Origin of the sequence: Streptomyces sp. NPDC051214 (genome assembly GCF_040682375.1) — a bacterium.
Taxonomy (GTDB): Bacteria; Actinomycetota; Actinomycetes; order Streptomycetales; family Streptomycetaceae; genus Streptomyces.
In genome coordinates this window covers 97,864-111,869 of the sequence record NZ_JBFBAT010000003.1, presented here as the reverse complement: position 1 = coordinate 111,869, position 14,006 = coordinate 97,864, and the positions used below count along the sequence as shown (strand labels likewise).

The 14,006-nt window shown below is 71.4% G+C and carries 12 protein-coding genes; 5 read left to right on the top strand and 7 right to left on the bottom strand.

From position 1 onward, the window contains the following. Positions 1-5: 5 nt before the first annotated feature. Complete coding sequence (locus tag AB0M70_RS08560) at positions 6-419, bottom strand: SsgA family sporulation/cell division regulator (RefSeq protein ID WP_365817794.1); 414 nt, start codon at positions 417-419, stop codon at positions 6-8. A 213-nt stretch (positions 420-632) separates the two neighbouring features. Between AB0M70_RS08560 and AB0M70_RS08555 the strand changes: the two genes are divergently transcribed. The 3 genes from AB0M70_RS08555 (at position 633) to AB0M70_RS08545 (ending at position 4,041) form a co-directional block, all read left to right on the top strand. Further along, positions 633-2,174 carry an ATP-dependent DNA ligase gene (locus tag AB0M70_RS08555; RefSeq protein ID WP_365817792.1) on the top strand — a complete coding sequence of 514 codons (1,542 nt, stop codon included), beginning with the start codon at positions 633-635 and terminating at the stop codon, positions 2,172-2,174. A gap of 108 nt (positions 2,175-2,282) precedes the next feature. Then, complete coding sequence (locus tag AB0M70_RS08550) at positions 2,283-2,768, top strand: TrkA C-terminal domain-containing protein (RefSeq protein WP_365817790.1); 486 nt, start codon at positions 2,283-2,285, stop codon at positions 2,766-2,768. A gap of 4 nt (positions 2,769-2,772) precedes the next feature. Next, positions 2,773-4,041, top strand: coding sequence for a cation:proton antiporter (locus AB0M70_RS08545; protein ID WP_365817788.1), 1,269 nt, complete (start codon positions 2,773-2,775; stop codon positions 4,039-4,041). A 137-nt stretch (positions 4,042-4,178) separates the two neighbouring features. Here AB0M70_RS08545 and AB0M70_RS08540 read toward each other — a convergent pair whose 3' ends face one another. The 6 genes from AB0M70_RS08540 to AB0M70_RS08515 are packed head-to-tail and all read right to left on the bottom strand — an operon-like array spanning position 4,179 to position 11,601. Beyond that, positions 4,179-6,035 carry a gamma-glutamyltransferase gene (locus tag AB0M70_RS08540; RefSeq protein ID WP_365817786.1) on the bottom strand — a complete coding sequence of 619 codons (1,857 nt, stop codon included), beginning with the start codon at positions 6,033-6,035 and terminating at the stop codon, positions 4,179-4,181. Positions 6,036-6,046: 11 nt separating this feature from the next. Then, on the bottom strand, positions 6,047-7,108 hold the full coding sequence (locus AB0M70_RS08535; protein ID WP_365817784.1) for an oligopeptide/dipeptide ABC transporter ATP-binding protein: 1,062 nt from the start codon (positions 7,106-7,108) through the stop codon (positions 6,047-6,049). Beyond that, positions 7,105-8,142: an ABC transporter ATP-binding protein gene (locus AB0M70_RS08530; RefSeq protein ID WP_365817782.1), complete on the bottom strand. Its 1,038-nt coding sequence runs from the start codon at positions 8,140-8,142 to the stop codon at positions 7,105-7,107. The genes AB0M70_RS08535 and AB0M70_RS08530 overlap by 4 nt, the downstream gene beginning before the upstream one ends. Continuing rightward, a complete protein-coding gene (locus AB0M70_RS08525) occupies positions 8,139-9,017 on the bottom strand; it encodes an ABC transporter permease (protein ID WP_365818747.1) in 879 nt (292 codons plus the stop codon). The genes AB0M70_RS08530 and AB0M70_RS08525 overlap by 4 nt, the downstream gene beginning before the upstream one ends. An 8-nt stretch (positions 9,018-9,025) precedes the next feature. Then, a complete protein-coding gene (locus AB0M70_RS08520) occupies positions 9,026-9,979 on the bottom strand; it encodes an ABC transporter permease (protein ID WP_365817780.1) in 954 nt (317 codons plus the stop codon). Between the two features lie 11 nt (positions 9,980-9,990). Then, positions 9,991-11,601 carry an ABC transporter substrate-binding protein gene (locus AB0M70_RS08515; RefSeq protein WP_365817778.1) on the bottom strand — a complete coding sequence of 537 codons (1,611 nt, stop codon included), beginning with the start codon at positions 11,599-11,601 and terminating at the stop codon, positions 9,991-9,993. A 326-nt stretch (positions 11,602-11,927) separates the two neighbouring features. Here AB0M70_RS08515 and AB0M70_RS08510 point away from each other — a divergent pair, with 326 nt between their 5' ends. Both AB0M70_RS08510 and AB0M70_RS08505 read left to right on the top strand, forming a co-directional pair. Continuing rightward, positions 11,928-12,341, top strand: coding sequence for a VOC family protein (locus AB0M70_RS08510; protein ID WP_365817776.1), 414 nt, complete (start codon positions 11,928-11,930; stop codon positions 12,339-12,341). Positions 12,342-12,468: 127 nt separating this feature from the next. After that, positions 12,469-13,995, top strand: a complete 1,527-nt coding sequence (locus tag AB0M70_RS08505) for an MFS transporter (protein ID WP_365817774.1) — start codon at positions 12,469-12,471, stop codon at positions 13,993-13,995. The last annotated feature ends 11 nt before the right edge of the window (positions 13,996-14,006 follow it).

Here is a 14,006-nt window from a genome sequence, read left to right as displayed (position 1 = left end):
TCCGCTCAGACCCCGCCCAGCAACCGGGCGAGATCCTGGTCGAGGCCGAGCCCCGCGGCTTCACTCCCCGCCCCCACGACGGCATACGTACGGAGCAGGAACCGCCCCAGCACGGCCCGGTCGAACTGCACCAGGGCCAGACCTTGCGGCGCGTGGAACTCGAGGACCGTGCGCGCCCGCCCGCACGGCCAGATGTGCACGTCACCACCGCCGGCGGGTGCCCGGAGCCCCTCCTCCAGGAGCTGCCTGGCGAAGATCCACGTGACTTCCGCGCCGTCGAGGGAGGCCTCCGGAGGGAAGACGATCTGCACGGCCAGCGGGTCGGCAGCCACATAGCGCAGCGTCACGGGCAGCGCGCGCTCGCGGCCTTCGCGAGTGATCAGGCGGGCGCGGGCGGGCTGCTCGAGGGTGACGGCCATGATCGGACTCCTGTTCTGGCGCAGCTGCCGCTGCTCGCACTGCTTTCTTCCGTGTCTGTTCGAGTCCGGTGAGCGGTGTTTCATTACGCGACACACGGGCCGAGATGTGTGACCTGTGCCACTCCCGTGCGATGCGACCTGTTCGTGCTGCCACGTCGGCGGGCTGGTGCACCCGCGTTTCAGGGAGGGCGGCGACCGGGGAAAGGAGAACGCATGCTCCTAGCCCGCCTCGCACACGTATCCGCCACCGTGGCCACCACCCCCGCCCGGTCCCAGAAGATCGCGCTGCTCGCCGATCTCTTCCGTTCGGCCACGCCCGCCGACGCCCCCATCGTCATCCCCTACCTCGCGGGCCGGCTGCCCCAGGGGAGGCTGGGCATCGGGTGGAGTCTCCTGAAAGAGGCGCCCGCGGCGGCCGTCGAGCCCAGCCTCACCGTGCAGGCCACGGACCAGGCCCTGACCGCCATCGGCGCCGTCTCCGGTCAGGGCTCCCAGGCCGAGCGCAAGCGGCTGGTGGCGGAACTGATGGGCGCGGCGACGGCGGAGGAGCAGCGGTTCCTCGTCGGGCTGCTGACCGGCGAGGTACGGCAGGGCGCGCTGGACGCCATCGCCGTGGAGGGGCTCGCCCGTGCCACCGAGGCACCGCCCGCCGCCGTGCGCCGCGCGGTGATGCTGGCGGGGGCGGTGACTCCCGTCGCCGAGGCCCTGCTCGCGAGAGGGCCCGGCGCGGTGGAGGAGTTCCGGCTCAGCGTCGGGCAACCCGTACTGCCGATGCTCGCGCACGGCGCCGTCTCCGTCACCGAAGGCGTCGGCAAGCTGGGCGGGCCATGTGCCGTCGAGGAGAAGCTGGACGGCATCCGCGTCCAGGTCCACCGGGACGGGGACGACGTACGCGTCTACACCCGCACCCTCGACGACATCACCGACCGGCTGCCCGAACTCACCGCCGCCGCGCTGGAACTGGAGGGCGACCCCTTCATCCTCGACGGCGAGGTCATCGCGCTCGACGGTGACGGCAGGCCCCGCCCCTTCCAGGAGATCGCCGGACGCGTCGGGTCCCGTATCGACGTCACCACCGCCGCCGCGGGGCTGCCCGTGTCCCCCGTCTTCTTCGACGTCCTGTACGCGGGAGGGCAGGATCTGCTCGACCTGCCGTTCGCCGAACGGCACACCCATCTGGCGCGGCTCGTCCCGGAGCCGATGCGGGTGCGTCGCGCGGTCGTCGCCGACCCCGCCGACGCGGCGGAGATCGGCGCCGCCGAGGAGTTCTTCGCCGACACGCTGCGCCGCGGTCACGAAGGCGTCGTGCTCAAGGCGCTCGATGCCCCGTACATCGCCGGGCGCCGCGGTGCGAGCTGGCTGAAGGTCAAGCCGGTGCACACCCTGGACCTCGTCGTGCTCGCCGCCGAGTGGGGGCACGGCCGGCGGACCGGCAAGCTGTCCAACCTGCATCTGGGCGCCCGGCGCGACGACGGGACGTTCGCCATGCTCGGGAAGACCTTCAAGGGCATGACCGACGTGATGCTCGCCTGGCAGACCGAGCGGCTGCGTGAGCTCGCGGTCGGCGACGATGGCTTCGTCGTGACCGTACGCCCGGAGCTCGTCGTCGAGATCGCCTACGACGGGCTGCAGAAGTCCACCCGCTACCCGGCCGGCGTCACACTCCGCTTCGCCCGCGTCGTCCGCTACCGCGAGGACAAGACGCCCGCGGAGGCCGATTCCGTCGAGACGGTACTGGCGGAACGTCAGCCATAGACCCGGAGCGGGACCTCTACCACCAAGTTCTGGCAAAGAACGGGCCTATAGGGTGACCTTAACGCCGTATTGACGCCCATCAGCCAATCAGCAACTAGGGGAAGAGCTGTGTCCGCTTCACGTCTCAGCCAGACGCCACTCCCAGGCATCGGCATCCGGTACGACCTGACCACCCGAGAACATCGCCAGATCTCGGTCGTCGCGCACCGGGACGGCGCGCGAACGCTCAGCGCGTACCGTGCCGACGACCCCGACGAGTGCGCGCTCTCGCTGCGGCTGAGCTCGGGTGAGGCGGACGCGCTGATCGACGCGCTGATGCCCTCGCACCACAGCCCCAACCTCCTGCACACCACCGACCTCGGTCTGGTCGCCGAGCGCATCGAGGTGGCCGGCTCCTCGCACTGGAACGGGCGGGTGCTCGGCGAGACCCAGATGCGCACCGAGACCGGCGCGTCCATCGTGGCGGTGCTGCGCAGGGCCGAGGCCATCCCGTCGCCCGCGCCCGACTTCCGTCTCGCGGGCGGGGACACGCTCATCGTGATCGGCACCCGCGAGGGTGTGGAGAGCGCCGCCGCGATACTCGGGCGGGAGTGATTCGATGCACTCCGCTGTCTTCCTGATCGAATTCGGCGCGATCATTCTCGCGCTCGGGCTGCTCGGCCGATTCGCCGGACGGTTCCGCTTCTCCCCGATCCCCCTCTATCTCCTCGCCGGGCTCGCGTTCGGCGAGGGCGGCCTTCTTCCGTTGGGCGCCAGCGAGGAGTTCGTCGCGATCGGCGCCGAGATCGGCGTCATCCTGCTGCTGCTCATGCTGGGGCTCGAATACACCGCGAGCGACCTGGTCAGCAACCTCAAGACCCAGTACCCGGCCGGTCTCGTCGACATGGGGCTCAACGCCGTGCCGGGCGCGATCGCCGCGCTCCTGATGGGCTGGGGTCCGGTGGCCGCCGTCGTGCTCGCGGGCGTCACGTGGATCTCCTCGTCCGGCGTCATCGCCAAGGTCCTGAACGACCTGGGCCGCCTGGGCAACCGCGAGACTCCCGTCATCCTCAGCATCCTGGTCCTCGAAGACCTGGCGATGGCGGTGTATCTGCCCATCATCACCGCCCTGTTGGCCGGTGTCGGCTGGGCCGCGGGCAGTCTCACCCTGGGCATCGCGCTCGGAGCGGCCGGTCTGGTGCTGTTCCTCGCCGTGCGCTACGGCCGCGTCATCTCGCGCTTCGTGTCGAGCGACGACCCCGAGAAGCTGCTCCTGGTCGTCCTCGGCCTGACGATCCTGGTCGCCGGGATCGCGCAGCAGCTCCAGGTCTCCGCGGCCGTGGGCGCCTTCCTGGTCGGCATCGCGCTGTCCGGCGAGGTCGCCGAGGGCGCGCACAGCCTCCTCGCGCCCCTGCGGGACTTGTTCGCCGCCGTCTTCTTCGTCTTCTTCGGCCTGCACACCGACCCGGCGAGCATCCCGCCGGTGCTGCTCCCCGCGCTCCTGCTCGCCGTCGTGACGGCGTGCACGAAGATCGCCACGGGATACTGGGCGGCCCGCCGCGCCAAGATCTCCGTCAAGGGACGGTGGCGGGCGGGCGGCGCCCTCGTGGCGCGCGGCGAGTTCTCCATCGTCATCGCGGGTCTCGCCGTCACCGCGGGCATCGAGCCGCGGCTCGGCCCGCTGGCCACGGCGTACGTCCTGATCCTGGTGATCGTCGGCCCGCTGACCGCGCGCTTCGCGCAGCCGGTGGCGGCGCTGGTGAGCGGCGCCGTCTCGCGCCGCGGGGAAGCCACGGCCGCGGTGGCCGTGCCCTCCCCGCGGGAGCCGGAGCAGTCGACGAAGACGGAGGGTTCGCTGGACGGCCACGAGACGAGCGGCCGGTCCTGACGCCCGCCTTCGGCCGGGTACGCGGAGCCGCGTACCCGGCCGGGGCTCCTCGGATCTGCGTCTGCCGGGTTCGCGCCGTTGCCGACCGCGGGTCCTGGTCCGTCCTCGCGCAGTTCCCCGCGCCCCTTCCGGGGCTTCTACCGCCCCACCGCGTACCCCTGCATCCCCCGCGGGTTGGCCGCCGCCGAGAGCACCCCGGTCCGTGGGTCCCGTGCCACCGCGCACAGCCGGCCCTCCGACCAGGGCTCGCCCACCGTCACGTCGTGCCCGCGCCGCCGCAGCTCCTCGATGACCGCCTCGTCCATGCGGGACTCGACCGTCACGCTGCCCGGACGCATGCCGCGCGGGTAGAAAGAGCCGGGGAAGCTGTCGTTGTGCCAGTTGGGGGCGTCGATGGCGCCCTGGAGGTCGAGGCCGCCGCGGACGGAGTCGCGCAGCGCCACCGCCAGGAAGAAGTGCAGCTGCCACTGGTCCTGCTGGTCCCCGCCGGGCGTGCCGAACGCCATCACCGGTACGCCGTCCTTGAGCGCGAGGGACGGTGTCAGGGTGGTGCGCGGGCGGCGGCCGGGCGTCAGGGAGTTGGGCAGGCCCTCCTCCAGCCAGGCCATCTGCAGCCGGGTGCCGAGCGGGAAGCCCAGCTCCGGGACGACCGGGTTGGACTGCAGCCAGCCGCCGCTGGGCGTGGCCGCGACCATGTTGCCCCAGCGGTCCACGATGTCCAGGTGGCAGGTGTCGCCGCGGGTGGCGCCGTCCGCCGAGACGGCCGGTTCGCCGGGCACGGGTGAGGTGCCGCTCTTGGCGACGGTCGGCTCACCGGCGCCCGCTCCGGGCAGGCCGAGCGCGTCGAAGCCGGGCTCGCCCGCGGCCACCGCGCTCGCGTGGGCGGAGATCTTCGCCGGGCGCCCGCCGGGGCTTCCGGGGCGCAGGTCGTGCGATGCTTTCTCGCCGATGAGCGTGCGCCGCTCCTCGTTGTACTCCTCGGACAGCAGGTCGGCGACAGGCACCGTGCCCGCCCCGTCCGCGTCGCCGTACCAGGCCTCGCGGTCGGCCATGGCCAGCTTGCAGCCCTCGATCAGCAGGTGGACGTAGTCGGCCGAGCCGTAGGCGGGCAGGTCCGCGCGAGCGGAGGGGAGCACGGCGAGCTGCTGGAGGAAGGCCGGGCCCTGGCTCCAGCCGCCCGCCTTGCACAGCGTCCAGCCGTTCCAGTCGTACGTCGCCGGGGCCTCGTAGGTGGCCTCCCATCCGGCGAGGTCCGCTGCCGTGAGCGTTCCGGTGTGCCGGGATCCGCTGGTGTCCAGCGTGGGGCGGCCGGACTGCCGTATCAGCGCCTCGGCTATGAACCCCTCGCTCCAGATCTTGCGCGCGGCCTCGATCTGTTCGACGCGCGTGCCGGTCCCGGCCTCCTCGATCACACGGCGCCAGGTCGCGGCGAGCGCGGGGTTGCGCAGGAGCTCGCCGGGCTGCGGGGAGCGGCCGCCGGGCAGGTAGATCTCGGCCGACGAGGGCCATTCGTTCTCGAAGAGTTCGCGCACCGTCTCGACGGTCTCGCCGACGCGCTCCACGGGTGCGTGGCCGTCCTCGGCGTACCCGATGGCGTACTTGAGGACGTCGGCCAAAGACTTCGTCCCGTGGTCGCGCAGGAGCACCATCCACGCGTCGAAGGCGCCCGGCACCGCGGCCGCGAGCGGACCCGTGCCCGGCACCAGGTCGAGGCCGAGCGAGCGGTAGTGGACCACGCTCGCCCCGGCGGGCGCGACGCCCTGCCCGCACAGGACCCGCACCTCACCGTCGGCGGGGGCCAGGATGATCGGCACCTCGCCCGCCGGGCCGTTGAGGTGCGGCTCGACGACGTGCAGGACGAAACCGGCGGCGACCGCCGCGTCGTAGGCGTTGCCGCCGTCCTCCAGGACGGCCATCGCGGACTGCGAGGCGAGCCAGTGGGTGGAGGACACCATGCCGAAGGTGCCTTGGAGGGTCGGCCTAGTGGTGAACAAGAGTGCTGCTCCTAGCGTGCGGTGCGGGTACTGGGGATCGTACGGAGGGCCGGGGCGGCTGCCGCGTCCGGAGCGGTGCCGTCGTCCGCGACCAGGTGGCAGGAGACCTGGCGCCCTCCCTCGCCGGGAAGGTCGCGCAGCCCGGGTACCTCGGTGCGGCAGCGCTCGACGGCCAGCGGGCAGCGTGTGTGGAAGCGGCAGCCCGGGGGCGGGGCGAGCGGGCTCGGCAGTTCACCGCTGAGGACGATGCGCTCGCGGGTGCGCTGGAGGACCGGGTCGGGCACGGGCGCGGCGGACAGGAGCGCCTGCGTGTAGGGGTGCTTGGGGTCGGCGAACAGCTCGGCGGTCGGCGCCTGTTCGACGATCTGGCCGAGGTACATGACAGCGATGCGGTCGGCGAGGAACTCCACGGCGGCCAGGTCGTGCGTGATGAACAGACATCCGAAGCCGCGGTCCCGCTGCAGGTCGGCGAGGAGGTTGAGGACCGAGGCCTGCACGGAGACGTCGAGAGCCGAGGTGGGTTCGTCGGCCACCAGGAGGTCCGGGTCGACGGAGAGCGCGCGGGCGATGGAGATGCGCTGGCGCTGTCCGCCGGACAGTTCGTGCGGGTGCCGGTCGGCGTGCTCGGGGCGCAGGCCTACCTGGCCGAGGAGTTCGGCCACGCGCGCGCGTGCCGCCTCCTTCTTGGCGATGCCGTGCAGGCGCAGGGGCTCGGCGATGATCTGCCCGACGGTCATGCGCGGGTCGAGCGAGGAGGAGGGGTCCTGGAAGACGAGGTGGAAGTCTTTCCGCAGGGGCCGCAGAGCGCGACGGGAAAGGCGGGTCACATCCGTGCCGTTGATGCGGACCGTGCCGCCGGTGGGTTCGTCGAGCCGTACGGCACAGCGCCCCACGGTCGACTTGCCGCTCCCCGACTCACCGACGAGCCCGACGACTTCGCCCTTGCCGACAGTGAGGGTGACGCCGTCGGCGGCGCGCACGAAACCGCCGGGCGAGGCGAAGTGCCGCTCCAGGTCGACCAGTTCGAGCACCGGGGCCACCGTCTCGCCTGTGCGTGGCTGCGTGAGGGTCACTGTCCGGCCTCCTGAATGGTGGGCGTGAGAACGGCGGCGTCCTGCGGGTGCCAGCAGGCCGCGCGGTGTGCGGCATCGGCACCGGCGGTGCGGGAGACCGCCTTGAAGCCGGGCCTGCCCGTCGTGCACCGGTCGTCGGCGTGCGCGCAGCGCGGGGCGAAGGTGCAGGCGTCCGGCTGCGCGTCGAGGCTCGGCACGAGGCCGGGGATCTCGGGCAGCCGCCGCTTGCCCTCGCCGCCCGGGCGAAGGACCGCGCCGAGGAGGCCGCGGGTGTACGGGTGGCGGGGCTCGGCGAACAGTTCGTGCACCGGGGCCTGTTCGACGGGGCGGCCCGCGTACATGACCAGGACGCGGTCGGCGGTGTCGGCCACCACACCCAGGTCATGGGTGATCAGCACGATCGCGGTGCCGAGCCGTTCCCGCAGGGACTGCAGGACCTCGAGGATGCCCGCCTGGACGGTGACGTCGAGCGCGGTGGTCGGCTCGTCGGCGATCAGGACGGACGGATCGCAGGCGACGGCGATCGCGATCATGACGCGCTGCCGCATGCCGCCGCTGAGCTGGTGCGGATACTCCTCGACGCGCTGGGCGGGCGCGGGGATGCCCACCAGGTCGAGGAGGTCGACGGCACGCGCGCGTGCCTCCTTCTTCGACAGGCCCTGGTGGCGGCGGAGCACCTCGCCTATCTGCCGGCCGATGGTCAGGACCGGATTGAGCGAGGTCATCGGCTCCTGGAAGATCATCGCGATGTCCTTGCCGCGGACCCGCCCGAGCTCCTTCTCGCTCGCTCCGGCGATCTCGGCGCCGCCGAGTCTGATCGACCCTTCGATGTGCGCGGTGGGCGGCAGGAGTCCCATCACGGCCATCGCCGTAACGGACTTGCCGCAGCCCGACTCGCCGACCACCGCGAGCACCTCGCCCGGCGCGACGTCGTACGAGAGGTGGTCGACGGCGTGCACGGTGCGGGTGTCGGAGCGGAAGGAGACCGACAGGTCGCGCACGCTCAGTACGGGCTCGGTGATCGGGTGACTCATCGGGTGGCTCCTCGGGGGTCCAGGACGTCCCGCAGGCCGTCGCCGAGCAGGTTGAACGCCAGGGTGGCCGCGACGACCGCGAGTCCGGGGAAGACCGCCATCCACGGCGCGGGCGCGAGGAAGGACTGGGCGCCGGAGAGCATCACGCCGAGCGACGCCTCCGGTGGCTGCACTCCCAGGCCGAGGAAGCTGAGCAGCGCCTCCCCGATGATCGCAGCGGGGATGCCGACGGTCGCCTGGACGGTCAGCGCGGAGGTGGCGTTGGGCAGGATGTGCCGGAAGAGGACGGTGGCGTCACCGCCTCCGTTGGCGACGGCGGCGGCCACGTAGTCGACGTGCCGCAGCCGCAAGGTCTCCGCGCGGGTGATGCGGATGACGGCCGGGATCTGCGAGATCCCGATCGCGATGGTCGCGTTGGTCAGCGAGGGGCCGAGCACGGCGGCGAGCCCGACGGCGAGCACCAGGAAGGGGAAGGCCAGCATCGTGTCGGTGAGCCGCGAGACCACGCTGTCGGTGAGCTTGCCGTAGTAGCCGGCGAGCAGGCCCAGCGGCACCCCGACGGCGAACGCGAGCGCCACCGCGACCACGCCCACCTGCATGGAGGCCCGCGCCCCGTACACGACCCGGGACAGCTGGTCGCGGCCGAGGTCGTCGGTGCCGAGCCAGTGCGACCAGCCGGGCGCGGCAAGGGCGTTGGCGAAGTCGGGTCGCGCGGGATCGTACGGCGCGACCAGCGGCGCGAAGAGCGCCGCGAGGACGAACACGGCGGCGATGACGCCGCCGGTCATGGCGAGCCGGTTCCTGCGCAGGGCGCGCAGCTTGCCGCTGCCTGAGCCCGCTGTGGCGGAACGTGTCCGCCCCCATCGTGTGAGCACCGCTGTCGTCACCGGGCACCTCCGAGCCGGATGCGCGGGTCGATGACCGAATACGCCACGTCGACCAGCAGGTTGATGAGGATGTACGCGGCGGAGGTGCACAGCACCACGCCTTGCAGGGTCGCGTAGTCGCGGGTGAAGACGGCGTCGATGGTGAGCTTGCCGAAGCCGGGCAGGACGAAGATCTGTTCGGTGACGACGGCTCCCGAGATGAGGTGCCCGAGTTGGAGGCCGAGCACGGTCACGACGGTGACCAGGGAGTTGCGCAGGGCGTGCCCGCCGATGACCTCGCGCCGGGACAGGCCCTTGGCCCGCGCGGTGCGGACGTAGTCGGCGGAGAGGGAGTCGAGCATCGCCGCGCGTGTCTGGCGCATCACGACGGCCGCGAGCCCCGAGCCGAGGACGATCGCGGGCAGCACCATGCGGCGCAGGTTGTCCAGCGGGTCGGCGGCGAAGGGCACGTATCCGGAGGCCGAGAAGACCGGCACGGCGATGGCGAGGCCAAGGACCAGGACCATGCCGAGCCAGAAGGTGGGGACGGAGAGCCCGAGGAGGGCAAGGGCGTTGGCGAGCCACTCCTCCGGCTTTCCGCGCCGCACGGCGGCGACGATGCCCGCACCGATGCCGACCGTGACCGCAAGCAGCAGGGACAGCGCGGCCAGTTCGAGGGTGATGGGCAGGGCGGCGGCGATCGCCTCGGAGACGGGGAGGCCGGTGCGTGAGGAGGTCCCCAGGTCGCCGGTGACGGCATGGCCGATGAACCGCCCGTACTGCACGACGATGTTGTCGTTCAGGCCGTAGCTCTCGCGGATGGCGGCGAGCGCCTCGGGGCTGCGCTCCTCACCGGCGAGCGCGAGCGCCGGGTCGCCCGGCAGGGCGCGGATGCCGGCGAAGACGACCATGCTGACGAGGACGAGCGTGATGAGGGACTGGCGGACGCGGGTGAGCAGATAGGACGTCATGGGGCTCAGGCTCATCGGGTGTACCCCGCAGTCGAGAGGCGGACCAGACCGTCTCCGTAGACGCGCACGCCGGCGACGTCCTTGCCGGCGACGATGTAGTTCTTCTGGCGGTAGAGGTAGATGAGCCCGCGTCGCTCCTGGGCGCGCCGGGTCAACTCCCCGTAGATCTTGGTGCGTTCCTCCGGGTCGGCCTCGGCGCGGCCGCGCTCGACAAGGCGGTCGATGTCCGGGTCCGAGAGCCCGTAGGCGTTCATCGCGCCGCGTGTCTGGAGGAAGCTGGCGATGTTGCCGTCCGGGTCGAGCCGCCCCGACCAGCCGCTGGTGAAGGCGTCGTAGCGCCCGGAGTCGGTTTCCTCGAGCATCGTGGCGTACTCGGTGGGGCGCAGCGTGACCGCGAACCCCGCCTCCTTGGTCATGGCCTGGACGACCTGTCCGAGGCGGCTGGATTCGGGCGTGGTGGAGACCTTCAGCTCGATGCGGACCGGTGTCTTCACCCCGGCCTCCTTCAGGAGCCGCTTGGCTTTGGCGACGTTTCGCTTGGGGCAGGCCGTCGCCTTGACGCCGGGGGCGATGGCGGACTTGGGCGAGACGGGGCCGCAGGCGGGCTCGTACATGCCCTGGAAGACGACCTTGTTGATGAGGTCGCGGTCGATGGCGAGCTCGAAGGCCTCTCGTACTCGTGGCTCACGCGCCAGGGGTGTGTCGATGCGGCCGGGCTTCTCGCCCAGGCCCTTGACGTTTCCGACGTTGAAGCCGATGCCCTGATAGCCGAGCGAGGGCGAGTTGAAGAGCTGGAGGTCGGGCTCGGTGAGCGCGCTGCGTACGTCGACGGGTGTCATCTGGTCGCCCACCTGGATGTCTCCGGAGCGCAGGTTGGCCAGGCGTACGTTGCCGTCGGGTATCGGCTTGTAGATCACCTTGTCGAGGTGGACCTGGTCGGCCGCGTAGTAGTTCGGGTCCTTGGCGAGCACGATGCGGTCGCCGCCGACCCGCTCCACGTACTTGAACGGGCCCACGCAGGAAGGGTGGTTGGTGAAGTTCTTGCCGTACTTCTTGAGCGCAGCGGGCGACATCACCATGCCGGAGCGGTCGGCGAGGACGGCCGTGAGCGGCACGTAGGCCTGCTTGAGCATGAGCCGCACGGTGTACGGGCCTGTCGCCTTCGCCCCGGCGAGCGGGGCGAGTTCGGTGGCGCGCGCGGAGCCGGCGAGGTCGCGGTGGCGCAGCAGTGAGGTGACGGCGGCGTCCGCGTCCAGCTTGCTCCCGTCGCTGAACCTGAGGCCCTCGCGCAGGGCGAAGGTGACGGTGCGGCCGTCCTTCGACGTCTTGGGCAGGGCTTTGGCCAGCTGCGGGATCACGGTCCCGTGCTCGTCGATGTCGTAGAGCTTCTCGCACATCCCGGCGAAGACGGTGCGGCCCACGAGGGTCTGCGCGAGGGTCGGGTCGAGCTTGTCCGGGTCGGCGTTGAGGGCGACGGTGAGGGTGCCGCCGGCCCGCACGGGGCGGTCGTCGGTCATGCGCTCACCGCCGACCTCGGTGGCCGAGGACTGCAGGGAGCCGCAGCCCGCCGTCAGGGACATCACCAGGGCAACTGCCGTGAGGGCAACCGCTTTTCGGCGCACGGGTAGGTACCTCCGCCAGGGTGGTTCCGGGCTGATCGTGGACGATCAAGGAATACGGCAGAACGTATTTCGCATACAGTCCGCACACAAGGGGTCCGTCCGGATGCCGGACCGTATTTGATGAAGATTGAATAACCGGGTGCGACAAATGGCTGCACGCTACATGCAGCGGACTTTCCGTCCATCAGGGGACGACGTGTCGCATGCCCGTCGCGTCCCCGCGTGCCCGGCGCCCGGCCACGCGCCCCTCGCTCGCCGAGCCGTTGTCAGTGGCCCGCGCTAGTCTCCGCGCTACTGACCGTTCCACCCCGTTCCGGGAGGTTTTCATGGTCTCGCGACTCAACCCGTATCTGAGCTTCGGTGGCGACGCCCGCCAGGCCCTGGAGTTCTACAAGGAGGTCTTCGGCGGCGAGCTCGCGCTCAACACCTTCGGTGAAGCCGGCCAGCAGGACACCCCGTCCGCCGACAAGATCATGCACGGCATGCTGGAGGCACCCAACGGCTTCACCCTGATGGGCGCCGACACGCCTCCCGGCATGGACCACACCCCGGGCAACAACTTCTCGGTGAGCCTCAGCGGCGACGACGAGGCCGAGCTGCGCGGCTACTGGGAGAAGTTGTCCGCCGGCGGCTCGGTCGCCGTGCCGTTGGAGAAGCAGATGTGGGGCGACGTGTTCGGCATGTGCACGGACCGCTTCGGCATCCCCTGGATGGTCAACATCAGCCAGCCGCAGAGCTGACCGCCCCCTCCTCGCTCCTCGACGGCTCCGCGACCGGGGCCCCACAACGCCCCGGTCGCGGGCTCTGAGCAGCGCGTCTACGGTGTGACGGGGATGTCTTGAGAGGCGGGGGACGTCTGGAGGCACCATGAACCGCTCGCCCGCGCCCGAGCCCTTCCAAACGGGGCAGACCGCAGGATCAAGCGCCTCCGCTCCCCCACATCCCAGCGGCGGAAGCCACGAGCACCGCTGGCTCATCCTCGGCATCGTCGGCATCGCCCAGCTCATGGTGGTCCTCGACGCGACGATCGTGAACATCGCGCTGCCCTCGGCCCAGCAGGACCTCGGGTTCAGCGACGGCAACCGCCAGTGGATCGTCACCGCGTACGCGCTCGCCTTCGGCAGCCTGCTGCTCCTCGGCGGACGCATCGCCGACCTGGTGGGCCGCAAGGTGGTCTTCCTCGCCGGTCTCGGCGGATTCGCGCTCGCTTCGGCCCTCGGCGGCGCGGCGTCCAGCTTCACCATGCTGGTGGTGGCCCGCGCCCTGCAGGGCGTGTTCGGAGCGCTCCTGGCGCCCGCCGCGCTGTCCCTGCTCACCACGACGTTCACCGACCCCAAGGAACGCGCCAAGGCGTTCGGCATCTACGGCGCCATCGCGGGCGCGGGCGGCGCGGTCGGTCTGCTCCTCGGCGGCGTCCTGACCGAGTACCTGGACTGGCGCTGGTGCCTGTACGTGAACCTGATCTTCGCCGTCCTCGCCATGCTGGGCGGCGCCCGGCTGCTGCACGGCGGCAGGCCCGCCGACCGGCCGAAGCTGGACGTCCCCGGCACCCTGCTGGTCTCCGCGGGCCTCTTCTGCATCGTCTACGGCTTCTCCAACGCCGAGACGCACGCCTGGAGCGACGTGGACACCTGGGGCTTCCTCGTGGTCGGCGCCGTCCTCGTGGCGGCCTTCGCCTGGTGGCAGACGCGGGCCGCGCACCCGCTGCTCCCGCTGCGGGTGGTGCTCGACCGGGACCGCGGGGCGTCGTTCCTCGCGATGTTCATCTCCGGCGCCGGCATGTTCGGTGTCTTCCTGTTCCTGACGTACTACCTCCAGCAGATCCTCGGCTACACGCCGGTCAAGACGGGGCTCGCGTTCCTGCCGATGGTCGCCGTGATGGTGGTGATCTCCGTCGTCACGACCAACGTGCTCGTGCCGCGCTTCGGCGCGAAGCCGATCGTGCCGCTCGGCATGGGCCTCGCGGCCGCCGCGATGGCCTGGCTCACCGCACTCGACGTGCACAGCGGGTACGCGGCGCACGTCCTGCCGCCGCTGCTCGTCGCCGGTCTCGGTCTCGGCCTGGTCTTCGCCCCGGCGATGAGCATGGCCACCGCGGGCGTCGCCGCGCACGACGCGGGAGTGGCGTCGGCGATGGTCAACACCAGCCAGCAGGTGGGCGGTTCGATCGGCACGGCCCTGCTCAACTCCCTGGCCACGAGCGCCGCGGCCAACTACCTCGTGGGCAAGGATCCGACGCCCCAGGTGAAGGCCCAGTCCGCGATGGAGAGTTACTCGACCGCGTACACATGGTCGGCGGTCTTCTTCGCGGTCGGGCTGATCGTTACGGTCGTGCTGTACCGCAGGGGAGCTCCGGTCCACTCGGACGCAGGCGGCGGCGCGGTGCACATGTAGGCAGGACGGAC

Excerpts from the sequence above, each read along its gene's own strand:
- AB0M70_RS08560 (WP_365817794.1), bottom strand. The coding sequence starts at position 419 with ATGGCCGTCACCCTCGAGCAGCCCGCCCGCGCCCGCCTGATCACTCGC.
- AB0M70_RS08555 (WP_365817792.1), top strand. The coding sequence starts at position 633 with ATGCTCCTAGCCCGCCTCGCACACGTATCCGCCACCGTGGCCACCACC.
- AB0M70_RS08545 (WP_365817788.1), top strand. The coding sequence starts at position 2,773 with ATGCACTCCGCTGTCTTCCTGATCGAATTCGGCGCGATCATTCTCGCG.
- AB0M70_RS08530 (WP_365817782.1), bottom strand. The coding sequence starts at position 8,142 with ATGAGTCACCCGATCACCGAGCCCGTACTGAGCGTGCGCGACCTGTCG.
- AB0M70_RS08520 (WP_365817780.1), bottom strand. The coding sequence starts at position 9,979 with ATGACGTCCTATCTGCTCACCCGCGTCCGCCAGTCCCTCATCACGCTC.
- AB0M70_RS08510 (WP_365817776.1), top strand. The coding sequence starts at position 11,928 with ATGGTCTCGCGACTCAACCCGTATCTGAGCTTCGGTGGCGACGCCCGC.
- AB0M70_RS08505 (WP_365817774.1), top strand. The coding sequence starts at position 12,469 with ATGAACCGCTCGCCCGCGCCCGAGCCCTTCCAAACGGGGCAGACCGCA.